Origin of the sequence: Agrococcus citreus, from assembly GCF_039527715.1 — a bacterium.
Classification (GTDB): Bacteria; Actinomycetota; Actinomycetes; order Actinomycetales; family Microbacteriaceae; genus Agrococcus; species Agrococcus citreus.
The window spans coordinates 78,092-101,238 of the sequence record NZ_BAAAKK010000003.1; the positions used below are offsets into that span (position 1 = coordinate 78,092).

General features: G+C 66.3%; 16 protein-coding genes and 2 pseudogenes. 11 read left to right on the plus strand and 7 right to left on the minus strand.

Translation table 11 applies throughout. The features are described from left to right. Nucleotides 1-65 precede the first annotated feature (65 nt). Nucleotides 66-1,307 (minus strand): glycosyltransferase family 4 protein, encoded by a 1,242-nt coding sequence (locus tag ABD106_RS05695; protein WP_343918269.1) that lies wholly within the window; start codon nt 1,305-1,307, stop codon nt 66-68. A gap of 126 nt (nt 1,308-1,433) precedes the next feature. On the opposite strand from ABD106_RS05695, the gene ABD106_RS05700 reads away from it, so the two are divergent. The 5 genes from ABD106_RS05700 (at nt 1,434) to ABD106_RS05715 (ending at nt 6,975) form a co-directional block, all read left to right on the plus strand. After that, nucleotides 1,434-2,549, plus strand: coding sequence for a glycosyltransferase (locus tag ABD106_RS05700; RefSeq protein ID WP_343918271.1), 1,116 nt, complete (start codon nt 1,434-1,436; stop codon nt 2,547-2,549). Then, nucleotides 2,542-3,342: a glycosyltransferase gene (locus ABD106_RS14545; RefSeq protein ID WP_425545727.1), complete on the plus strand. Its 801-nt coding sequence runs from the start codon at nt 2,542-2,544 to the stop codon at nt 3,340-3,342. The genes ABD106_RS05700 and ABD106_RS14545 overlap by 8 nt, the downstream gene beginning before the upstream one ends. Before the next feature lie 7 nt (nt 3,343-3,349). After that, nucleotides 3,350-4,552, plus strand: a complete 1,203-nt coding sequence (locus tag ABD106_RS05705) for a lipopolysaccharide biosynthesis protein (RefSeq protein ID WP_343918273.1) — start codon at nt 3,350-3,352, stop codon at nt 4,550-4,552. Continuing rightward, complete coding sequence (locus ABD106_RS05710) at nt 4,549-5,568, plus strand: polysaccharide pyruvyl transferase family protein (protein WP_343918275.1); 1,020 nt, start codon at nt 4,549-4,551, stop codon at nt 5,566-5,568. The genes ABD106_RS05705 and ABD106_RS05710 overlap by 4 nt, the downstream gene beginning before the upstream one ends. A gap of 93 nt (nt 5,569-5,661) precedes the next feature. Continuing rightward, complete coding sequence (locus ABD106_RS05715) at nt 5,662-6,975, plus strand: O-antigen polymerase (protein WP_343918277.1); 1,314 nt, start codon at nt 5,662-5,664, stop codon at nt 6,973-6,975. A gap of 279 nt (nt 6,976-7,254) precedes the next feature. Here the strand turns inward: ABD106_RS05715 and ABD106_RS05720 are convergent. Beyond that, a pseudogene (locus ABD106_RS05720) lies at nt 7,255-8,358 on the minus strand (ISL3 family transposase); the annotation flags it as partial. Between the two features lie 124 nt (nt 8,359-8,482). Between ABD106_RS05720 and ABD106_RS05725 the strand changes: the two are divergent. Further along, nucleotides 8,483-9,481: pseudogene (locus ABD106_RS05725) on the plus strand (IS481 family transposase). Here ABD106_RS05725 and ABD106_RS05730 read toward each other — a convergent pair. The 3 genes from ABD106_RS05730 to ABD106_RS05740 form a co-directional block, all read right to left on the minus strand. Next, the gene (locus ABD106_RS05730) at nt 9,482-10,873 is read right to left on the minus strand and encodes a tyrosine-protein kinase domain-containing protein (protein WP_343918279.1); all 1,392 of its coding nucleotides are present in this window, start codon (nt 10,871-10,873) and stop codon (nt 9,482-9,484) included. 41 nt (nt 10,874-10,914) lie between these two features. Then, entirely contained in the window at nt 10,915-12,381 is a 1,467-nt protein-coding gene (locus tag ABD106_RS05735; RefSeq protein ID WP_343918281.1) for a sugar transferase, read from the minus strand. Nucleotides 12,382-12,539: 158 nt separating this feature from the next. After that, a complete protein-coding gene (locus ABD106_RS05740; protein ID WP_343918283.1) occupies nt 12,540-13,172 on the minus strand; it encodes an arsenate reductase/protein-tyrosine-phosphatase family protein in 633 nt (210 codons plus the stop codon). Nucleotides 13,173-14,016: 844 nt separating this feature from the next. Between ABD106_RS05740 and ABD106_RS05745 the strand changes: the two genes are divergently transcribed. The 4 genes from ABD106_RS05745 (at nt 14,017) to ABD106_RS05760 (ending at nt 19,562) form a co-directional block, all read left to right on the plus strand. After that, on the plus strand, nt 14,017-14,778 hold the full coding sequence (locus ABD106_RS05745) for an HAD-IIB family hydrolase (protein WP_343918285.1): 762 nt from the start codon (nt 14,017-14,019) through the stop codon (nt 14,776-14,778). Nucleotides 14,779-15,816: 1,038 nt separating this feature from the next. Continuing rightward, nucleotides 15,817-16,827 carry a UDP-glucose 4-epimerase GalE gene (gene galE / locus ABD106_RS05750; RefSeq protein ID WP_343918287.1) on the plus strand — a complete coding sequence of 337 codons (1,011 nt, stop codon included), beginning with the start codon at nt 15,817-15,819 and terminating at the stop codon, nt 16,825-16,827. A gap of 68 nt (nt 16,828-16,895) precedes the next feature. Continuing rightward, on the plus strand, nt 16,896-17,675 hold the full coding sequence (locus tag ABD106_RS05755; RefSeq protein ID WP_343918289.1) for a class I SAM-dependent methyltransferase: 780 nt from the start codon (nt 16,896-16,898) through the stop codon (nt 17,673-17,675). A gap of 1,275 nt (nt 17,676-18,950) precedes the next feature. Then, nucleotides 18,951-19,562 (plus strand): NADPH-dependent FMN reductase, encoded by a 612-nt coding sequence (locus ABD106_RS05760; protein WP_343918291.1) that lies wholly within the window; start codon nt 18,951-18,953, stop codon nt 19,560-19,562. Nucleotides 19,563-19,701: 139 nt separating this feature from the next. Here ABD106_RS05760 and ABD106_RS05765 read toward each other — a convergent pair whose 3' ends face one another. Next, nucleotides 19,702-20,130: a TA system VapC family ribonuclease toxin gene (locus tag ABD106_RS05765; RefSeq protein ID WP_343918293.1), complete on the minus strand. Its 429-nt coding sequence runs from the start codon at nt 20,128-20,130 to the stop codon at nt 19,702-19,704. Nucleotide 20,131: 1 nt separating this feature from the next. After that, complete coding sequence (locus tag ABD106_RS05770; RefSeq protein ID WP_343918295.1) at nt 20,132-20,374, minus strand: CopG family transcriptional regulator; 243 nt, start codon at nt 20,372-20,374, stop codon at nt 20,132-20,134. Between the two features lie 628 nt (nt 20,375-21,002). Here ABD106_RS05770 and ABD106_RS05775 point away from each other — a divergent pair. Next, nucleotides 21,003-23,147: ATP-binding cassette domain-containing protein (locus tag ABD106_RS05775; protein ID WP_343918297.1), on the plus strand; the 2,145-nt coding region annotated here is incomplete at its 3' end.

A 23,147-nucleotide genomic window follows, 5' to 3' on the forward strand; every position in this document is an offset into this window, starting at 1 on the left:
CGGCGGTCTAACCTGACCCAGCGACAACGGATGATGCCTCACGTCGCATCAAGGGTACCGAAGGTTCAGCGCGCGGCGCGACTAGCGGCCAAGCGGATCAGCGAGGCAAATGCCGAGATGGCGCTGCCCTCGGCAAGGACTGTAGCCTGGTACTCTCGGCCGTTGCGCCCGAACTCGGCACATCTGTCAGCGTTGCTTACGAGCTCTCGGACACACTGCAGGAGACGCGCCGGGTCGCCTGGCGGGATGACGACACCTGCTCGCGCGACTCCTATCTCGTGAGCCGTGATCCCGTGCCCTTCTGTTGCGGCAATCACCGGTCGCCCCGCCGCGAAGTAGGAAGTCAATTTGCTCGGCACTGCCATCTCGGCGACACCTGGCCGCTCATTGACTAGCAGGACGTCAGCGGCCTGCAACGCTTCCTGGAAAGCCTCGTCGTCGAGGGCCTCGCGAAACTCGATCGTGCCTAGGCCGGACGCCTCCTTGACGAGCCGCGATCGTTCGCTCCCCCCTCCCAGCAGCACGAAGCGGACGCGCGCACTTGCGTGCTGCGAGAGGCGCGCGGCAGCGACGACATTCTCGAGTCCCTGCTTCACACCGATGTTGCCCGCATGCAGCACAACGGTGTCGAGGGGATCCCAGCCGAGGCGCGCTCGCGCTGCGTCCCGATCGATCACGTGGAAGGGAGCCAGGTGCGTCCAGTTTCGAACAACGTCGATCCGCGCCGGATCCACCCCGAGGTCTTCGACCACCCGAGCCGCGAAGCGCTCATGGATCACCACCACGCGCGTCGCGCGCCGAAACAGCGCCCCCTCGACGCGACTTGAGACCGACGCGGCCAGCCCTCGTCCCTGGCCAGTCTCAGCGAGTCCGAGGCTGTAGAGATCCTGCACCCAGACGATGAACGGAACCCTGCGATGTGACAGCCGCCATCGCAGCCAAGCCAGAGCAGTCGAGAACAGCGCAGGCGAAACGGCGATCACTGCATCGACCCGGCCCCACTTTGCAAGAAAGACGCGTGCTCCGAATGTCAGCTCAGAAAGCAAGCGCAGCAACCCCTTGGGCCGACTGGGCACGTAGTGCCGAACGCGATGGACTGGTACTCCTTCGACCAGTTCGAAGCGCGACCACTCTCCGTAACCCTCGGCAACACGCCACCCAGGATAGTGAGGGTGCGCCGTGATCACTCGCGTTGCGAGCCCGATCTGGTTGAGCCGGCGCGCGAGGGCGGTCGAGTACGGCGCGATGCCGGTGGGCTCCGGCGCAAAGTTCAGACTGAGAAGCGCTACGCGCAGATCCTGTGGCACCCAGGAACCCTACCCGCACTTGGGGGACGAGCGACGACGCCGCGGTAGATGTTGGTCCTGGCGCGGCTTGGTCGCGACGCAGCCGGAGGCATCCACGACTAGTAGGATCCTCGAGGAAAGGATGCAATGGCAGACAGCAATCAAGCGTTCACGCGCGAGGAGCCAGCGCGTGCCACGCGTCTATTGATCATCCAACTCGCGCTCCCGCACTACCGCCAGGAGCTCCTAGACGTTCTGGCGGGTCGGCCTGAGATCGTCTTCGCCACGGGCGACAGCCAAGCGCAGGCCGGAGTGACGGCAGCGGTCCGTGGGGATAATGTCTGGCGACTGCCACGCAACCGCTTCTTCTTGAGCAAGCGCTTGATCTGGCAGTCGCTCCCTTGGAGGCACGTCCTGGGATCGTCGACGGTGGTCGTAGAGCTAAACCCCCGCATCATCTCTACATGGCTGACGATTGCAGGCCGGAGAATCGCTAGGCGCAGAACGCTGGCTTGGGGGCATGTGCATCCCCGCGCCGGACGCTTCGCGAGCACCGCCTCGGTACGACATGCCATGCGCTCAATGCTTGACGGCATGATCGTTTACACTCACGGCGAAGCCGCTGACTATCGACGCCTGCACCCTTCGCAGCAAGTTTTCGTCGCAGCCAACGCTCTATACCGTCGCGAAGAGATACACGGCTCAACCAGTACCGGCCCACGCACCGACTTCATCGTGATCGGCCGCCTTGTTGAGTCGAAGAAGCCTCTGCTTGCCATCCAAGCGTTCCGACTTTTCGTGCAGCAGAACCCTTCGGCTCGCCTGGTTCTCCTAGGCTCAGGCCCGCTCGCGGGGGTAGTCGGCCTCGAGGCCGCCGACTTGGTGGCTGACGGCCGGGTCTGTCTCGCCGGTGATGTTACGGACGTTGTTGGACTACGTGACGCGTTCTCCTCTGCCGTTGCGATGTTCGCACCTGGCTACGTCGGATTGAACGTCACTCAGTCATTGGGCTTCGGCGTCCCTGTCGTGTATCCAGATTCCGATCCTCACGCCCCCGAGGCCGAACTGCTCGACGCGTCGAACTCCTGGTCGTTTGCGAGCAACAGTGCGGAGTCTGCCCAGATAGCTTTGGATGCGGCGTGGCAGCGCCGGCATGATGTCGACGGTCGAATGTCAGAGCGGGCCCAGCTAGTCAAAGCGCGATATGCGATCGAAGATATGGCTGAGGGATTCATCGAGGCGGCGCGAGCTCGCTATGAGTGATTTCGAACACTTCCTACTTACACGCTTCGCTGTGCGAATCAAGCCCGGCGCACCGTTGCCGTCCGATGAGTGGCTCCGATCGCGCATCAGTATTTTTGAGGCGATTTGCCTCCCCAGCGTTCTACGGCAAAGCACTCAGTCCTTCTCTTGGCTTCTGTTCGTTGACTCAAGTGTACCTGTTGCCACTCGCGAACGCCTCGAGAGAGTATTGCCGAAAAACGCAGAAGTGGTAATCGTGGACGCGGTCTGCGAGGAACGCACGATTGTGCATGCGCTCTTGAAGCGCGCGACGAAGCCTTACGTCGTGACGAGCAGGCTGGATAACGATGACGCGATCGACCCGGATTACATTTCGATCGTGCAGCGAGAAATCGGACGTACGCCTCGTGTATTCCTGAACTTCCCGCGTGGATTGCAGTACTCTCGTGCTCGCTTGCTCGCCTACCGTCATGCGTCCAATGCATTTATCTCGCACGTGGACGCACGGGGACCGCATATGCAAACCGTGTTTGTAGACTGGCACGACAGACTTGCTCGTCACGGAGTTATCCGACAATGGTCAGAGCGCGAGATGTGGCTCCAAAATTGCCACGGCGGGAACGTCAAGAATCAAGAGCGAGGGATTCGGGTCTCCGCAAACCAGCACAGGGGCCGGTACCCCTTCCTCGTTTTGCCTAGTGAGACGCAGTGGGGCTTGCTGTCGGACAAGGCATGGACGTCGATGAACCTGCTCCGCCAGGTCGCACGCAATCCCAAAGCGTTGCGCCGGCTGCTTCCGACGCGACAGCGCTAGCTAGGCAATGCTGAGGCTTTTTAGCGGTCTGGTCGCGGCGCGGCTTCTCGGCGCGGTCGCTCAAGCCGCGCTTCTATTCTTGCTAGCCCGACTGCTTGACCCTGTTGAGTTCGGCGTGGTGGGAGCAATTCTTGGTGCGATGATCCTCGCCTCGACGCTCTCAGACCTGGGCATCACGCCAGCAACGACCCGTTCTTCGGCCGTAGCAGACCGGCCTGTCGTGTTCGCGCTTCAACGACTCAACTTCAGAGTCGCGTGGCTATCTGGTCTCACGATGACTTTGATTATTTCGGTCGCTGCGCTGACGCTTCCCTCAGTCTTTAGTTGGTCGCTGTTGCCACTCGCTATTTGGATTTTCACGGAACGCGTTGCAGAATTTCGCTTTGCTCTGGCGATTGGTGCAGAACGAGTTCGGCGAGCTACGGCGAACCTTTCAGTCCGAAAGGTCTTCCCGACCGTATTGACCTCCGTCGCACTCTTAACACCGATAGACCCGATTTTCTTGATGAGTTGTGGGTTCGCTCTGGGTGGCCTGCTTTCTCTTCTCCTTCCGGTGGACACCTTGGAACCGGAAGCAAGCGGCGAGCAGGAAGTGGGCTCGTCACTGGGAGCCACGCTCAGGCACGCGCTCCCATTCTGGCTGAATTCGGTCGGCGCGCAGGCCAGGCAGTTAGATGTAACCGTAGTTGGCATCGTGTCCAACTTCGCTGTCGCGGGCGTCTTCGCCCCGGCAGCGCGGCTGATCAGCCCGCTACGACTAATCCCAGCGACTCTTGGTCAGGCTGCGCTGCCTCGTGCCGCCCGTGCGGGAGGACGCAAGTCCCCGTGGCAGCTGACATTCAGCGTCGGCCTCGCGTCAGTAGGGGTGTATGCGGCGATCGCTCTTCTCGCCGAGCCGCTGATCAGAGTACTTTTCGGCGAACCCTATATCGGTGCCGCACCGGTTCTACAAGTGCTCCTGCTTGGTCTTGTAGCGGCAGGCATGTCGTCTGTATTGACAAGTCACCTGCAAGCGTCAGGTCGGGAATGGTCAGTGGCCAAGATTTCCTTGTTGACTGCCGCAGTTTCCTTGATCCTGCTCGCGATCTTGGCTCAGTTGTACGGACCAGTTGCCGCCGCCGGCGGCCTTACGCTGGGATACTTCATTCAATTTGGCCTGCTGGCATGGCTTTCACCCCGACCCCGAAAGACGAGTGCTAATTCCCCATGATCATAATCAGCGTTCAAGCGCAGTATGACAATCTCGGCGACGTCATCATAAGGGCGGAGATGCTGCAGTGGCTAGCCCCAATCGCGCACGTTGCGGCAATTGTCGGCGAGGCTCCCGACGATTACCTTGAGGCCCTGCAGGCGCCGCCGAACGTCACCTTCGTGCGTTCACTTGGGGACGCGCTCAGACTCGCGCGCGAACTCGGCGAGCGTGCCTCCTTAGTGTTCTCTCCTGGGGAGCAGCACCTTGATCTTGGCGTTCGTGAGTGGCCAAGAGCCGCCGCGAATCTTGCATTGGCACACGCCATTAAGTTGCGAGGCGGTCGTGTGCTTAAGATCGGGCGAGGCTATAGAGGTGAACAGACGGTTCTGAAGCAACTCGAAGCTGGCCTGGTGAGAGCCTCACACTTGACCCTGGTCCGCGATCAGGCCGCCACGCACATGTTTCCGAGGGCCCAATGGATCCCGGATGTCGCGCTGGCTTCCGATCGCTTTGGCCGCGACAACGGGGATCACCCGAGAGGTCTAGTGTCGGTCTCTTTGCGGGTCGATCGCGCTCATCCTCGCGAGTTGGTACAGCGCACGGTGGATGCAGCTGGTCTTGACCCGCGCTTTGTCGTGCAAGTACGACGAGACGACGCCGTTGCCGATTCGCTAGACCTTGGTTCGAGCACCACGTGGTCAGGATCGCTCGTGACGCAGCTCCCTCTTGTAGCCGACGCCTACACTCGCTCGCGATACGTGGTGAGCGACCGCCTTCACTCTTTGCTGTTCGGCCTCCTCTGTGGCGCGATACCGATCGGAATTGAGACGGGGAACTTCGGCAAGCTCGAACGTCAATTGTACCCTCTCGGGCTGGGTGGTCAGGTTATGCGCGGCTGGTCTGACGACCGGCTACCCGCCTTGATCGCTGGCCCTTACGAACCGATGCAAGCAATCAGCACGGGCGCCCTCGAGCAAGCACGACTGCGCTTGCTCGAGGCGAGGAGACGAGTCGTGCACGTCTTGGAGAGCTAGTTGCTCGCTATTTACTGTACGTTGACCATCGCGATCTCAGTAGGCGCGTGGGTAGTTCACGTCAGATTTCGCAGGGGCCTCTTGGTTTCGCCTGTGTCCGTCACCTATTTGCTACTAGCGTCGATATTTGGCGTTCGCCCTCTCGTGCTCGGCGCGGAACAGGAATGGTCGCTATACGGCGCCAATGTCGAATACGGCACTGAGCTGGCAGCGCGGATCGGCCTTGTTGCGACCGTCGCGTTGACCCTGGGACTCATCGTCGATCGGCTTAGGCCGCCCACTCACGCCAGGACAACCGTGCACCGCGTTGCAGCCGGGGCGTCGCCGTATCCCTTGGGCATGCTTCCGGCAGTGGCCATAAGCGCAGCAAGTTCAGTCCTATGGTTCCTCGCAATGGCCGTCATCGGCGGGGGCTTCAGCTTCGTTCGTCAGCTGGCCTCTGGGAGGTCGGCGGAGATTGCATCCCGGCTCGAAGGCGTGCCTGTCTTATTGAGCGCCATTCCAGTAGCAGGAGTGATCGTTCTCTGCGTGGCACGAATGGCGCTTGAACAGCAGCGCCCCCTTGCTAAACTGGAGCAGATACTATTCCTGGGTGCCGTGGTGCTCGCTGCTCTTCCCCCGCTCGCGCTGGGCAATCGCCGCTTACTGCTGCCTGTGGCGTTAGCCGCCGTCATTGCCGTTTGCAGACCTACATGGAATCGAATCGTGCCGCTCCGACTGCTGGTGCCCGCACTCGCGATCGGCATGATAATCGCTGCGCTTCCCTTCGTCCGTAGCGCTGGCTCCCGGGTAGAGTCCGGCAACCTTGTCGAATCGCTCGTCTTGTTCTTCCAGGAGAATGGCCTAGGGCAGACCGTCCGAGGCTTCTTCGTCTCATACGACACGGAGATGTTCGACTACATTGCTCTCGTCGCACCACGGCTCGGCGATTCTATGGAGTTCGGCGGTGGGAGAGGGACGCTGGGAGAGTTGCTCCTGCAACCCATTCCAGCAGCATTGTCGCCGTGGCCGACCTGGAGCAATACCATTCTCACGGAACTATTTGGAGGCGGATGCGCGACGGTCGCTTGCCCGGTTCCCTCTGTAGTGGGAGTATTGTATTTTGACCTTGGCATCATTGGAGTAGCGATCGGCATGCTACTGCTCGGCCTCTATCTGCGGACTCTCGAGAGACGCTTAGAGACCGCTCAAGGAGCGCCTCTCGTCATTGTCTTGACGATTGCGAGTTTTATGCCATCGCTGATTCGAGGGAACACTATCAGTCAACTCTGGATAGCGTTTAATGTGCTAATAGTGGCTCTTGCGCTGCGCTTCGTGCTCCGACGGCTGCACCCTGAACGGGACCGGGAACGATCCGGCGCATTGGAGGCACTTCCCTCGCTACCTGCGCAGCCGGGGTTGCGTTAGGGCATGGCGAGACCGATGAAGCCGCGAGGCTGGGCCTCCCACGGAGCCTTCGCCTCTTTCGGCAGCTGGGGCGATGATCGTCTCAGCTGGGAATCTAGGACGCCTGGGCAAGAGTCCGCGAAGCCAACTGATGCGGTAGGCGGACCTCGTCGGCGTGTCGCATCCCGGAAGCCGCGCGGCCCGAGGCCCGACTCTGCCCGGCACGACGACCCGGTGAGCGGTACTTCCGCGCGGCCGGGCCGGTCGCGACTCTGGCTCGGGCTCTGCGACACACGCGGCTCATCGCAATCCAGGGTGTAGCAGGGGTCTAAATCCGCCGGTCTCGAGTATTGATTTGGCGATGTAGTCGGTGACGTTGCGGACGCAGAGGGCGGGCGGCGCGGAGGCGACCGAGGCGGCCGTTAATCACTTCGGTCGGGCCATTCGAGGTGCCGGCTCGGTCGAAGTAGGCGAGCACGTCGGCGGCCCACTGCTTGAGCGTGCGGCCGAGCGTGAGGAGTTCGGTGAGTGCGCCAGGGACGCCGTGACCGACCGTGTCGATAAGCTGCAGCATGGCCGCTCCGCCGCGAGTCCGGTCCGGGGCGCGGTAGGCGGCATGCGGTGGTAGTTGCCCCAGGTGACCGCGACGGCGACGTGCTCGTCGGCCGCGAACACGGCGTCGAGTCGCCGCTGCTGTCGGACGGTGGGCAGATCGACGCCGGTGTAGAGGGTGCGCCGTGCTCGGTAGAGCGGGTCGCGCTTGCGGCCGCGATGGCCGTGGATAGCTTGTTGAACACGGCGCCGGCAGCGGTCCAGCGCGTCGCCGGCGAGGCGGACGACGTGGAACGGGTCCCTCCGCCGCGGCGGTCTCGTAGCCTATGAAGCCGTCCATTGCATGACCTCGACGCCGTCGCGTCATCGGTCGTCTCGTTGACTCAGCCATTGCTTGAACGCCTGTTTCGGGAGGGTCCTCGCAGATCGGGCTGAGGTCGCTGACGGTGACGTACCGGTGGCCGCGGCGGGTGTGGCGCCAGACGTGCTCATCAACGCCGATCACGGTGATGCCCTCGAAGCGGCCAGGATCGTCAACCCGGGCACGTCGGCCCTCGGCCTAAACCGCCGAGTTCGCGGCGTTTCACGACGCCACGAGGCCTCGGCGATGCGGGCGACGGTCAGGTGCTGGAGCACGATGCCCTCCAGCGCCCATCGCATGCCGCTGCGGGAAAGCCTCGCACGCGGCTCGGCCGCCTGGCTGGTGTGCTGCCGCCAGACAGGCCTGCAACCGCTGCACCGGTAGCGGCGAATGGTGAGGAGCGGCGTCGTGGGTCGCCACCCGAACGGCTCGTGCGCCAGCCGGTGGGTCACCGAGTCCTGAGGCGATCCCCCGCACCCGCAGCGCTGGCACCTGTAGAGGTCTTCCCATGGACAGTGCGAGAACTCCCATCATCGGAAGACCTCCACGCCTACCCCGACAGCGACGTGCCCGCCGCGCTGTTTGGTTCACCGCTTCACGTACCAGGAGGCCTTCGTGTCCCGCGCTAGTGCTGCGCTGACCAAGCACGCCCGACTCGCCTTGGCTCGGTTGATTGTCGATGACGGCTGAAGTGGCGTCTCGGCGGCTAATCTCTACCCGGCCTCGGCCCCGACCGCGTGCAAGTGGGCCAAGCGCTATCGCGAGGAGGGTGAGGACGGCGTGGAGGACCGCTCCAGCCAACCCCGGATCAGCCCGAACCGCACGCCGGACGAACTGGTCCGGTCGATCGTGATGCTGCAATGGCGGCACCCGCTCGGTCCCGTGCAGCTCGCCGGCTGGCTCGGCATGGCCGCGTCGACCGTGCACGCGGTGCTCGTGCGCTGCCGCCTGAACCGGCTCAGCACCATCGAACGCGGCACGGGCGAGCCGATCCGGCGCTTCGAGCACCGCACGCCGGGTCGCCGCTGCGCGTGGATGTGACGAAGTTCGGCAACATTCCCGACGGCGGCGGCTGGCCGTGCGTCGGCGAGCAGCGCGGTGACCCGCAACCGTGCCGCGACGATCGAGCGCTCCGGCGCGCCGCGGAACAAGCACCGCCAGCCGGTGGTGGGCGCCGCGTTCGTCCGTGCGGTCGTCGATGATCAGTCCCGTGTCGCCTACGCGGAGATCTGCCCCGATGAGCGTGCAGAGACCGCAATCGGCGTGCTCGAGCACGCTGTCGCCTGGTTCGCGGAGCGTGGCGTCATCGTCGAGCGATTCCTCTCGGACGACGGTTCCGCCTACCGCTCCCCCGCGTGGCGTGACGCCCGCGCGGACCTCGGCATCGTCCACAAGCGCACTCGTCCGTACCGGCCCCAGACGAACGGGAGGATCGAGCGCTTACACCGCACCCTCGCCGATGGCTGGGCCTACGCGCGGCTCGACTCATCAGAGAGCGAACGCCGAGCACAGCAGCCCAGCTGGCCGCACTTCTACAATCACCGCCGAGCACACTCCGCGATCTGCGGCATACCCATCAGCAGGTTGCACAACCTGCCTGGGCATCACACCTAGTCACCCGCGCCGAAGACGAAACCCACGACTCTTGCGCTCGCTCTCCATGCTGTAGGCGCTGCCATAGCCATAGCCATAGCTGCTACTCGACACGGGCATCATGGTCATCGCGATGCCCGCGATCGGCGCATCGACCGTCTCCAATGTGCGCAACGCATCCTCAACTTGATGTTGCGTCGTCCGTCCACTCGCGACTACAAGGATTGCCCCAGCGGTGTGCTTCGCGAGCAAAGCCCCGTCCGTCACGGGCAATAGCGGGGGACAGTCGAACAGGACCCAGTCGAACTCCTTAGCAAGTTGATCGATCAAGTTCCGCATTGCCTGCGAGCCAAGCAGTTCACTAGGGTTGGGCGGGATCTTACCCGAGGGCAGAGCATAGAGACTCGAATCGCCCCACAATTGCACAGCATCGACTAGGTTAGCTCTGCCGATCAGCACGTCGGTCAGGCCAACAGCACCATCGATCCCGAGGTACTCAGCAATCCTGGGCTTGCGAAGATCTGCATCAATCAGAACGACAGTTTCCCCTGCGTCCGCCAGCGCCAGTGCCAAATTTACGGCCGTAGTGCTCTTTCCTTCTCCTGGAATCGACGAGGTGACGGCGAAGACGCGCTTCGAGTCATCGATCTCCACGAACTGCAAATTCGTGCGAAGAGTTCTGAAATTTTCCGTCTTCGGACTCAGAGGCTCAGCATGCACCAGCAACGGGCGTTGCTTCGCCTTCGGATCAAAACTGATAGATCCGACGATCGGCACAGCCGTCACCTTGCGCAGGTCACGCTCGGTGCGGATCCGAGTATCTAGAGCTTCCCGTCCAAAACTTAGCAAGACTGCCGCAACCAGCGCTGCCAGCACGCTGAGCCCTACCGCGACGAGGGGTTGCGGGCTGATGGGTGACGACGCGGGAGTGGCGCGCTCCACAACTTCGAGTCTCACCGGACTCGGGGAGCCCTCCGATGACTCGATTGATTCGACCGTCGCGGCCAACCCGAACGCGACGGCGTCCGCGATACCCGCGGCTTGTTCGGGCGAACCATGTTGGACGCTGATGGAAATGATTGTTGTGTCCAAGATGGGAGTCGCCGACACAGTCCGGTCCAATTGCTCTACTGAAACGTCAAACTCGCCAGACGCAGCCACTCGCTCCAGAACAACCTGACTTGTCGCGAGCCGAGCGTACGTGTTTACGCGTGAGAGCGTGAAAGAGTTGCCCTGCACAAGTTCGGCGCTTGTCTCGCTACCTTGCGTGGAGACGAAGACCTGTGTCTGTGCGCGATAAAGTGGTGACTGCAAGAGGGACCAAGTCGCCCCCCCACCGATCCCGACGAGCATGAGCGCTGCCAATAGCAGCCAGTTTTTCCTTAAGATGCGAACGTAGTCGCGGAGCTCCACGTAACTGACCTTTCGTTGGATTGCCTAAGTGGCCGTTATGGTCAGTAGGCGCCCTCGCGCGCGACCACTGCTCGGACTGTGCGCCAGAGGATCTGCAGATCGGCGGCGAGCGACCAGTTCTCTACATAGTAGAGGTCGAGCCGGACCGACTCCTCCCATGACAAATTCGAACGACCGCTCACCTGCCACAGTCCTGTGATCCCGGGCTTGACCAGGAACTTCCGGTGTACGTGCTCGTCGTACCGGAGCACCTCCCGCTCCAAAGGTGGACGGGGCCCGACAAGTGACATGTCTCCTCGGAGCACGTTCAGCAGCTGAGGCAACTCGTCCAGCGAGTAGCGGCGGATGAATCGACCAACTCTGGTGATGCGTGGGTCATCCTTCATCTTAAACAAGACTGCGTTGCCAATATCCTGACCGTCGTCACGCTCATCTAACAGAGTCTGCAGCACCCGTTCTGCGTCGGTCCGCATCGAACGAAACTTTAGCATCTCGAAAGCATTGCCGCGATAGCCGACCCGACGTTGGCGGAAAATTGTCGGGCCCCGTGAATCAATTTTCACTGCCAGTGCGACTCCGCACATCGGAACCGCGAGTACAGCAAGCATGCCGAGGGTAACAGCGATGTCGAAGACTCTCTTGAGGAAGCGTTTGGAACCCTCGAAGCGAGGAGTTTCCACGTGAATTAGGGGCAGGCCTGCGACAGGCCGCGTGTGAAGGCGAGGTCCTCCGATATCGGTCAAGGCAGGCGCCACGATCAGATGTTGCCGGGTCGGCTCGAGTTGCCACGATAACTCCCGGATCTTTCGCGGCGGAAGCTCGTCCGAACTGGTCAGCACAAGCGTTTCAGCACCGACTGATCGAAGGGATGCGATCGCGTCGTCGATGTCGCCCAGCACCGGCACCCCGCCGAGCCCGAGCATCTCTCCAACCTTCCCGCCTGGTACACAGACGCCCCTCACGCTGAATCCAGCGGCGGGCGACCTGCTGAGCTCGTCTGCTACGTGAAGCGCCGTCGCGCGGGAGCCGACAACGACCGCCTGGTTCAGGAAGAAGCCTCGCCGGCGCTTCCGAGAGAGCCAACCCCGCCAAAACCAGCGCCCGATCAGAAGTGTTGCGAGACCGAGGGGCAGCGCGATTGCGACATAGCCCCTAGCCAGGTCGAAGCGGGTGACGTACGCCACGATGGCCACCACGCCAAAAACGCTCAGCGACGCCTGCAGCACCCGCTTGTACTCGGCCGAACCCGACCCGAGCACACGCGCGTCGCGGGACCCAGAAGCGGACAGCGCACCGACCCACAGACTGGCCAGGACGGCGCTGACCCAAGTCGGATCAAAGCTTGCTCCCCACGCGCGTAGATCGGGCTCGTTCTCCGCAAAGACCACGAAACGCACAAATTGTGCGAACGCGATGGCGCAAGCGACGACCGCTACGTCCGTGAGAAGCAGGCGATCCGCGAACCGCGCGACCCACGCGTGCGTCTGGCCCGCCCGAGTCAGACTCATCGGCGTTTCTCTGCGTCGACTTACCTCAGCCACCAATATCCGCCACTTCTAGCTCCAAGAGCAGCTCAGCCATCATCACTCATATGTCACATCCGTCATGGAGACACACTTGAAGCCATGGTACGCCGAGGCAAGGGCGCCACGGGCGACGCGTGACCTCACGGGCCCGCCAAGCGGCTGAGTGCGCCGGCGATCCGGGCCACGTTCGCCTCGATCGCGTCCGCAGACTCACGATAGACGTTCGCGGAGAGTCGGTATGGGTCGATGATGTCGAACTCGTCCTGGGCTGCGGGCGGGGCCAGCTTGCCGCGCCCCTGTGCGGCCGCGGCCACTACCGCGTGCATGAACGATGCGAAATCGGTGGCACCGAGACCGGCCACGCTGTGCTCGACGTGCCCCTCGGCCATCGCCTCCGTAATCCGAGCGAACTCCACCAACGTGAATGCGCGTCGGTGGGCGGCCGGTTCCAGGCTCACCGCCGCACCGCGGTGCTCACGACTCAGCCCGAGAACGAGGTCGGCCGCTCGAACGTGCGAGACATGCATCCGGCGTGCGACATGCAGTCCGGCATCCGTGACGCCCATCCTCACGGCTTCATCGTGAGCCGGGCCATCCATCGAGAATCCCTCTAAGCCGAACGATCCGGCGCTTGTCACTCGCAGCTCCGGAATGTCGTTTCGTTGGAGCGCCAGCGGAATCCTGGAGCGCAGCAGCTGTTCGGCTTGCGGCGATCGGCACACGTTGCCGGTGCAGACTGCCAAGATCATGAACGTGCCGGTGTTGACGCGCACTGGCACAGTTCTATCGCTGGGTAGGGGCATGCATCAAGGCTATCGACGAGCACCGCGCGTTGGCACGGTGACGAAGGTACGTGCAGCGGTTGCGACGAACAGGTTGTCGACGCTGACTTCCGCTTCGCCATGCGGGGAGCGATAGGTACCACCGCATGCCACGGCAGTTCTTGCTTGCGACGTCCAACGGAAGCCGCCCGAGTACCCAAGACGCAACCACATAGTCCACTCGACCTTCGGAGCGAGCTGGACGCGTCCGACGGGGCGCGCTCGTGTCTACTTCCAGGCACTCGAGTCGCGGAGAGCGCTCGCGGTCGGGCGAGGGACGCCGCGAGTCGCCCACTCGTACGAGCGGCATACGGCACGCCTATTTGGGCGCTGGCCAGCACGGCGGGCCACTTGCACAAGACTCCAACTCGCTCGACGAAGTCGCGGGACTGCCGACGCCTCGCAAGACGTCGGACGCAGCTCGCCACATGGCAATCGCGCCGATACGGCGGCGTCGAGCTATCGGCCCATCTCCCTCGGCTTCCTAATCGTGGCCAACTCGTTGAGCGCGAGCACAGGAGCGACGGGCGCGCTGCATCGAGTGTCCCGCCGCCAGACGTCAGCTTGCTTTGCGATGGTGAACGCCTTACTTGCGCGTTGCGCTGTGCGGAGCCGTCTCAGGCCTCGCCCACCGGTGCGGCTCGGCCGGGATCAAAACCCATGAGGCACGATTACCCAGTACCGTTCGGCTCGTGCAACGCTTGTCGCTTCGGCGGCGCATAGACAAGTTGCGTCCCCCGAGCGACGTACGCTTCGCCCGGTTCTGCCGATCCGGCGTCGATACTTGGAGAGTTCTATGGCCCTGCCCGCACTGATCGCCTTTGACTTGGACGACACTCTGGCACCATCGAAGTCTCCCCTCGAGCGCTCCATGGTCGACGCGCTCAGCCGCCTCGTGGCGGCCGCGCCGGTGTGCATCATTTCCGGTGGCAATCACGCGCAGTTCCAGAAGCAGGTAATCGATCCACTCAATGCTTCGACGCACGCGGACCTCACCAAACTCCACCTCATGCCGACCTGTGGCACCCAGTACTACCGGAACGTCGACGGTGAATGGCAGCGCGTGTACGCCGAGCTGCTCACCACTGACGAGATCGACCGCGCAGCGGAGGCGGTCGAGCGCCGTGCCCGCGAGTTGGACCTCTGGGAGGCCGAGACCTGGGGGCCTCGCATTGAGAATCGCGAGACGCAGGTGACCTTCTCTGCACTGGGCCAGTCTGCGCCCATCGGAGCGAAGACCGCCTGGGATCCTACCGGCGAGAAGAAGAGCGCACTGCGCGACGCTGTGGCGCTCGACGTGCCCGACCTCGAAGTCCGCTCGGGCGGATCGACGTCCGTCGACATCACCCGTCGCGGGATCGACAAGGCGTATGGGATGCGGCGCTTGGAGGCCGCGACGGGCGTCCCGCTTGCGGAGATGCTGTTCATCGGAGACAGGCTTGACGTCGACGGCAACGACTATCCCGTCGTCGCGACCGGCGTGCCGACGCTCGCCGTCACTGGCTGGGAGCAAACTGTTGAGGTCATAGAGCGGATGCTCGCGGAAGGGTGCCGTTGAGATACGGACTGACCAGGGCCTGAGAGTTTGCGCTCGCGTCAACGATCGCTTGGTAGCGTCACGTCCGAAGCGCAGAGCCCGATGCGTCTACTGCCCGCGGGTGACGCCGTCTCCATCGGCTCGTACACCGCTATCGCGCTCGCTGCGCAACACTTGCGCCTTGCAGCCGGAAACAGCTGGTGTGCGCTGACGCCGTTCCCGACGAGAAGCCAACCGCCCAGGACATTTGCCCATGAGCGGCCGGGCCGTCGCGCCGCTCGTTGAGCCGGCTACTCGGGCAGCTACTCGCTCTCAGCGGCAGCGGCCCCTGACAGCTGCTGTGAAGGCTCGCAAGCGGATCAGTGTGGCCAGGCAAGTCCTTGGCGGCGTCGGGCCTGCTCGCCGGATCGGTGGAGCGCTCCCGCTCATACACTGCTTCGAGGCCCCCGAAAAGCGCTCGACTCCCCTCCGCGTAGGGAAACCGGCGGAAACACAAGGCTGCTACTCCGTCATGGCACGCCCAAGGCCTCGCTCGCGTCCGAGCGCCTGTTGAGCAGATCACTCCGCTCTTGGATGTCAATCACGTGGCCGTTGAGCGCAGGGCTACCGTTGCGCGCGTTGGCCATGTTGAGTGTCAGCGCGAGGTGGGTCGTCGCGTTTTCCTCCGTTAACCATGCCTCGCCACTTGGGTCAGCGACGAGCAGGCAGAGTCGCCCGGAGTTTCATTGCGGGAAGGCTGGGCAGAATGTCCTCGAACCGCCCAACGGACATCGGCGTCCGGGACTCGGAGGCGGCTCGCAGTCCAACCTGGTCGGACCCGTCGCGAGCGCTCCTGCGATGTGCGCTCGCGTATTACTTCTCCACTTGGTTTCAAGCCAAGTCACTGACCCCTTCCAGCAATAATGGATGCCAGAACCGCGACCACCTACCGCTGGTTGCGATCACTGGAACGGCCACGCGTGGGCGCCGGCGGCGGGATTGACGTGCTTGGATGCGCCGCGCCCGCCAACCTCTGCGAATACGCTGGCCGACACTTTGCTTCCCTCATTTGGAGACCTCATGGGCGTACTACTCACCGGCGGCGCCGGCTTCATCGGCTCGCACACCGCCATCGCGCTCGCCGCGCACGGGCACGAGGTCGTGATCCTCGACGACCTTTCGAACGCGAGCGAAGAGGCCGTCACGCGCGCCTCCAGAATCGCTGGCGTCGAGATGCCGCTCATCGCCGGTGACGCGAGCGACGCCGAGCTCGTCGGCCGGGTGCTCGCCGAGCACCGCATCGACGCCGTCATCCACTTCGCTGGCCTGAAGGCCGTCGGAGAATCGGTCGCCACTCCCCTCGCCTACTACCGGGTCAACTTGCTCTCCGCGATCGCGACGCTCGAGGCGATGGCCGCGCACGGCGTCGATCGCTTCGTCTTCTCCTCGTCGGCGACGGTCTACGAGCAGCCGGGCGAGCTGCTGCGCGAAGACGCCCCGGTCGGGATCGCGCTCGCGAACCCCTACGGGCGCACGAAGGCGATGATCGAGGCGATCGTGGCTGACGCATCCGCCGCCGACCCACGCCTGCGGGCGGCGGTGCTCCGCTACTTCAATCCCGTCGGCGCGCACGAGTCGGGCGACATCGGCGAGGACCCGAAGGGCATCCCCAACAATCTCATGCCGTTCATGGCGCAGGTCGCCGCCGGCGAGCGCGAGCGGCTGCGGATTTTCGGCGACGACTACGACACCGCCGACGGCACCGGCGTGCGCGACTACATCCACGTGATGGATCTCGCCGAGGGCCACGTCGCCGCCCTCGAGGCGCTCGAGCCTGGCGTGCTCACCGTGAACCTCGGCACCGGCGTGGGCGGTTCGGTGCTCGACGTGCTGCGCGCCTTCGAGCGCGTCGTCGGACGCGAGCTGCCCGTCGAGGTGGTCGAGCGGCGCCCTGGGGACGCGCCGGTCTCGACCGCCGACCCGACGCTCGCGCGCGAGCGGCTCGGCTGGCAGGCCAAGCGCACGCTCGACGACGCGGTGCGGGACGCGTGGCGCTGGCAGCAGCAGAACCCGCGAGGGTACCGGGGCTGAGCCGCGGCAGCTCGGGCGCGCCTTCGGGCGTAGCGACTGCGCGACGCGCGACCGGGTTAGCCTGAGGCATGAGCGTGCGCCAGCTCGCGTGGCGGGCACTGTACGAAGTGCTCGCGGCACGGGTGCAGAGGCCCGAGTGGGCCTTCATGAACTACGGCTACGCCGTGCCGCCGGGCGCTGATGGCCCGGCGCTCTCGCCCGCCGATGAGCCCGACCGGCTCTGCATCCAGCTCTACGACCACGTGCTGCGAGACGCGGATCTGCGCGGGGCCGACGTTCTGGAGGTCGGGTGCGGACGCGGCGGCGGCTCGTCGTTCATCGCCCGCGACCGACGCCCCCGCACCACCACCGGCCTCGACCTCTCGCGCAAGTCGATCGCCCTGTGCCGCAAGCACCGGCGCGCGCCAGGCCTCAGCTTCGTGCAGGGCGATGCGCTCGCCATGCCCTTCGCCGACGGATCGTTCGACGTGGTCGTCAACGTGGAGTCGTCCCACTGCTACGACTCGATGGACGACTTCCTCGCCGAGGTGCACCGGGTGCTGCGCCCGGGCGGCAGCTTCCGCTTCGCCGACCTCCGCTCGGCGCCAGAGATGGCGGAGCTGCGGCGACGGCTCGGCGAGGGACCGCTCGAGCTGATCGAAACCAGCGACATCACCGAGCGCGTCCGCGCTGCGCTCGACGTCGACGACGACCGGCGGCGCTCGCTGATGGAGGCGTGGATCCCGCGGATGTTCCACCGAGCGTTCGCGCCCTTCGCCGGCTTCCGCGGCTCGAGCACTTTCGCCGCGTTCGAGAGCGGGGAGATGCAGTACGTCAGTGCGCGGCTCGTGAAGTCGGCGACTGTCTAGGCTGCGGCGGCTGCTGCGACGGGGCCGAGCCTGCAACCCTCAGCCGCTGACGGCATCCGCCAACCCCAACAGGCGCGGATTGCGCCCGACAGGTAGCCTGACTGGCGACCATGCGCTGAGACGCGGAAGGATGCTCCCCCACGATGCCGTCTGAAACCAGCCGGCCCTGGGCCTACATCGGCCTGGGTGCTGCCGCGCTCTTCGCCGTCGGGTCGGTCGTCGCCCTCAACATCGCGACCGAGCAGCGTCGCGCCGAGGCGGAGACCGCCGGGAGCTCGACCGCGCAGCTCGAGCAGCGCTACGCCGCCGCCGCGAGCGAGATCGACGCGTGGGAGGCGGCGCAGCGGCAGTCGAGCTGCGAGCTCGACGCGCGCATCGTCTGGGGCGTGCGCATCGAGGATCGGATGGTGTCGTCGCTCGACCGCGCCACCGTCGTCTCGGGGGCATACCTGATCCTCAACCCGGGCGACCGGTCGGCGTTCGAGGCGAGCCGGCTCGATGCCGTCGAGACCTTCGCCACCGGCTTCACCACCGACGACGATGCCGCGGTCGCCGCCGAGTACGAAGGCGTCGACGACGTCGTCGCCGAGTGCCTCGCCGAGCCGGCGCCGACGACCGCGCCGCTCGCGACCGTCGTGACGCTCGCCGACGTCGAAGAGCTCGAGGCGCGCGCGGCCGCGCTCGACACGACCGGGCCCGACACCGCTCGCCTCGACGAGCTCGACGCCGCCGTGGCGGGCTTCGGCCCCGCGGTGCTGCAGGCAGCGGATGCGGTCGTCAACGTCAACAGGCTGGCCGCGACCCAGGAGGCGCTGGCCGCCGCCGCCGAGCCGCTGCGCGAGCAGAGCGCGCCGCTGCAGACCCTCGACGCGCTCGACGCGCNNNACCCTCGATGCGCTCGACGCGCTCTCCGCGCACGCGGCCGCCGCGAGCGAGCGGCAGGCCGCGATCGCGGCCGAGCAGGCAGCGCCGGCGCCGGCGCCGGTGGAGGAGGAGCAGGAGCAGCGCGCGCCCGCGCCCCGGCCGCAGCGGCCAGCACCAGCTCCCCCGGCGCAGCCCGCGCCGACGACCGAGCCGACGCCCAGCGACCCGGGTGTGGGCGACGGTGGCGACGCCCCGGTCGACCCCGAGGTGCCGTAGCGGTCCTTCGCTGCTGCTGCCACCGCATCCGCCGCATCGCAGCGCTCCCCACCACCCGCGTCGCACCGCCCAGCGCTTCCTCCGGGAACGCTGACTTTCCTCGACGCCCGGCACGGACGGGTGCATGCTGGGGCCATGGCTGAGACCTATCACCACGAACCCCCGTACACGATCGGCGTGATCTGCGGCAGCATCGCAGCGTCGTCGATCAACCGCCGCCTCGCGCGTGCCCTCATCAAGCTCGCCCCGGATGCGCTGCAGTGCTCGTTCATCGAGATCGACCAGCTCGCCCTCTACGACCGGGACCGCGACGACGCGTACCCGCCCGAGGCGATCGAGCTGAAGCGCGCGATCGGCGAGGCCGATGGCATCCTCATCGTCACGCCCGAGTACAACCGGTCGATCCCCGGCGCGCTGAAGAACGCGATCGACTGGGCCTCCCGCCCCTACGGCGACAACGCGCTCAACCGCAAGCCCGTCGGCATCATCGGCACCTCGCCGGGCGCCATCGGCACCGCGGTCGGCCAGCAGCACCTCAAGACGATCATGTCGTTCTGCAACGCACCGATGATGAACGAGATCGAGGCCTACGTGCAGTACAAGGACGGGCTCGTCGACGACGACGACAACGTGACGGTCGAGTCCACGAAGGAGTTCCTCTCCACCTACATGGCGTCGTTCGACGACTTCGTGCGCCGTGTGCTCACGGTGCTGCCGAAGGCCGACGGCTCGACCGCCGCGGGCTGAGCGGGCCGCTCGGGGAGTGGCCGGAGGACCGCTCCGGCCGTCCGAACGCTTCGACAACCCGACACTCCACCGTCGCTGCGTGGTGGACCGACCGGAATCAAGCGGTCGTGCCCGCGGCGCGGCAAGCCGCTCGACGCGGCTACGCCGTGGGGTCGAAGGTCTGCACGTCGAAGCGAGCGAATCCGCGGTCGGCCGTGACCACGGTGGCGCCTTGCTCGAGCGCGAGGGCGGCGTAGTAGGCGTCAGGCACATCGTTGCCCCGCAAGCGATGCTGGGCCACCAGATCGGCGAAGATCTGCCAGCTGCGTGCGCCCGGGCGCACGACGGAGGACTGCGGGGCCGCGAGCAGGGCCTCTGCGAACGCCAGCGCCTCCGCTGGCTTCGACGGGCGCTCGAACACGCGTGGGTGCGTCACGATGCGCACCATCGCGCTCAGCGCGAGCTCGCTCACACCGACGGCTTCGTGGCCGGCGAGCGCGGTGTTGAGCCAGGAGCGCATGGTGCGACTGTGCGGCGAATCGTCGTTGCGCTGCGCGCCGACGAGCACGTTGACGTCGAGCAGCAGCACCTCAGCGACCGGCCTCGCCGAGGAGTTCGGCCATGGCCGCCTTGTCGTGCAGATCGACGCCCTCGCGGAGCCCGCCGTCGTACCCGAAGTCGGGCAGCACGGCGGGGGCCGGCGCAGAGTCAGGCTCGAGGAGCATCCGGCGGAGCGCCTCCTCGAGCACCGAACCGACGGTCTGGTGGGTGCGGGCCGCTCGAAGCTTGGCTGCCGCGAGCAGCTCGGCGTCGATGTTCACCGTCGTACGCATGACGACACCATAGCATCACGGTCGACGCATCAAGTCATCACATCCCAAGCCTCGCTATGCCATCCTCGGCGGCAGCAGCGACGGTCGCGCACACCGGGGCAACCCATTGGCGCGAGTGGCACGATGGAGAGGTGGCTCCCCGGGACTCCAACAAGGCCGAGACGCTCGTGAGCGCTCGGGATGCGGCCGACGACGCTGGGCGAGATGCGAGCGCCGCGAGCGTCGACCCGTGGGTGCTCGAGGCGAAGCGGAGCGCATCCGCCCCCGGCCTCCGCCCGCCCGCGCTCGGGCCCGTGCCGAGGGCGCGGGTCTACCTGCTCGGGCTGCTCGCCGCCCTGCGCGCCGCCGGGCTCGTGCTCGTCGCCGAGGCGATCGCGCGCGGCATCGGCGCCCTCGCCGCCGGCGACCTGTCGGCTGAGACGACGCGGCTCATCGTGCTGCTCGGCATCGCGGGCGCGCTGCTGCGCGCGGGCGCGGAGTGGGCGACGTCGGTCGTCGCGCGCCGCATCGCGACCGAGGTGAAGCAGCGCATCCGCGGTCGGCTGTGGCGGCGGATCGCGGGCGGCGACGTCGCGGGGGGGGGGNNNTCCCCGCCGCCGACGGGCTCGACGACCTCGACGACTACTACGTGCAGTCGCTGCCCTCGACGATCGCGGCCGCGGTCGTGCCGCTGCTCGTCGGCATCCGGGTGCTGGGCGCCGACTGGCTGAGCGCCGCGGTGATCGTGCTCACGGTGCCGCTCATCCCCTTCTTCATGGTGCTCATCGGCAAGCACACGCAGCAGCGCACCGACGAGGCGCTCACCGCCCTCACCCGGCTCGCCGACCACCTCGCCGAGCTCGCGCGCGGACTGCCCGTGCTCGTCGGGCTCGGCCGCGTCGATGAGCAGGCGACTGCGCTCGAGCAGCTGCAGCGCGGCTACCGCGAGCGCACGCAGGAGACGCTGCGCTGGGCGTTCCTCTCGGCCCTCGCGCTCGAGCTCGTCGCCACCATCTCGGTCGCGATCGTCGCGGTGTTCCTGGGCCTGCGGCTGCTGAACGGCACGATGGAGCTCGAGCCGGCACTCGTCGCCCTCATCCTCGCGCCCGAGGCGTACGCGGCGCTCCGCCAGGTCGGCACCGCGTTCCACGCCTCGCAAGACGGGCTCTCTGCGCTCGACCGCTCGGAGGAGATCCTGCGGCGGCCGGCGGCCAGGGATGTGCGCGCCCGGTCGCTGGTCGAGGAGCGTGCGGACGAAGTCTCCCTGCTGGTCGAGGAGCGTGCGGACGAAGTCCGCCCGCGTCTCGAGACCACCGCCGTCCGCCTCGACGACCTCTCCGTGCACTACGCCGGCCGCGACAGCGCGACGCTCGCGGGCGTGACCGCCGAGCTGACCGGCATCGTCTCGATCGCCGGCCCATCCGGCGCGGGCAAGTCGACGCTCCTCGCCGCACTCGCGGGCGCGCTGCCCGCCGACGCCCGAGTCACCGGACGCGTGACGGGCGTCGGTGCGGATGCCGTGGGCTGGGCCCCGCAAGCGCCCCGCGCCTTCGCCGCCTCACCGCGCGAGGAGCTGGCACTCTACGGCGCCGACCCGATGGTCGCGCTCAGCGAGCTCGGGCTCGCGCACGTCGCGGACGCGGCGGTGCCGGAGCTGAGCCCCGGCGAGCTGCGCCGCCTCGCCGTCGCGCGGGCGCTCGCTCGCGTCGACGCCGGGGCTCAGCTGCTCGTGCTCGACGAGCCGACCGCGCACCTCGACCGCGCATCCGCCGACCGCGTGCGGGCCGCGATCCTGCGCCGGGCGGATCGCGCCGTGGTGGTGCTCGCGAGCCACGAGCCGGAGACGACGGCGCTCGCGACGATGGTGGTGCCGGTTGGGGTGGGCTCGGGGCGGGTGCGGGCTGCGTCCTGGGCGAGCGACGAGGCCCGGGTGGTCTCGAGACGGGCGCGGCCTTCGGGCGCGTCCTCCTCGACCAGCAGTGAGGGCGCGCCCTCCTCGACCAGCAAGAGGGCGGCCGCGACTTCCTCGACCAGAGGTGAGGACGAGGGCGTCGCCGCGCACGGTTCGCGGCTCACCGTGCGGTCGCTCATCCGGCCCCACCTGCTGAGCTGGGCGGGTGCGATCGGGATGGCCGTGATCGCGGTGGGGATGGGGCTCGCCCTCACCGCCGTCTCGGGCTGGCTCATCGTGCGCTCGAGCATCGAGGAGCACATCATGGTGCTGCTGCTCGCGATCGTGGGCGTGCGCGCGTTCGGCATCTTCCGCTCGGTGGGCCGCTACGCCGAGCGACTGCTGACGCACGATGCGGCGTTCAAGGTGGTCGACGCGCTGCGGCTGCGGCTGTGGCGGGCGATCGCTGCGCGCGGCACCGGCTCGCGGCGACTGCTCGAGGGCGGGGCGCCGCTCGACTACCTCGTCACCCTCGCCGACGAGCTGCGCGACCTGCTGCCGCGCGTGCTGCCGCCGATCGCGGTCGGCGTGCTCGTGATCGTCGGCACCGGGGTGACGACGGCGCTCGTCGCACCCGCGCTGACGCTCACCGTGGTGCTGACGCTCGCCGTCGCGACCGCCCTCGCCGCGGGGCTCGCCATCTGGTCGGAGCGCGGCGCGGCCGCAGCGCGGGTCGGGGCGCGCTCCGAGATCGTGCGCGGCACGGCGGCGCTCGCCTCGGCTGCGCTCGACCTGCGCGGCAACGGCGTCGCCGAGACGGCGCTGTCGCAGCTCGACGCCGCGAGCGACCGGCTCTCCGCTGCGGAGCGCCGAGCGGCGTGGGCCGCCGGGCTCGGCGCGGCC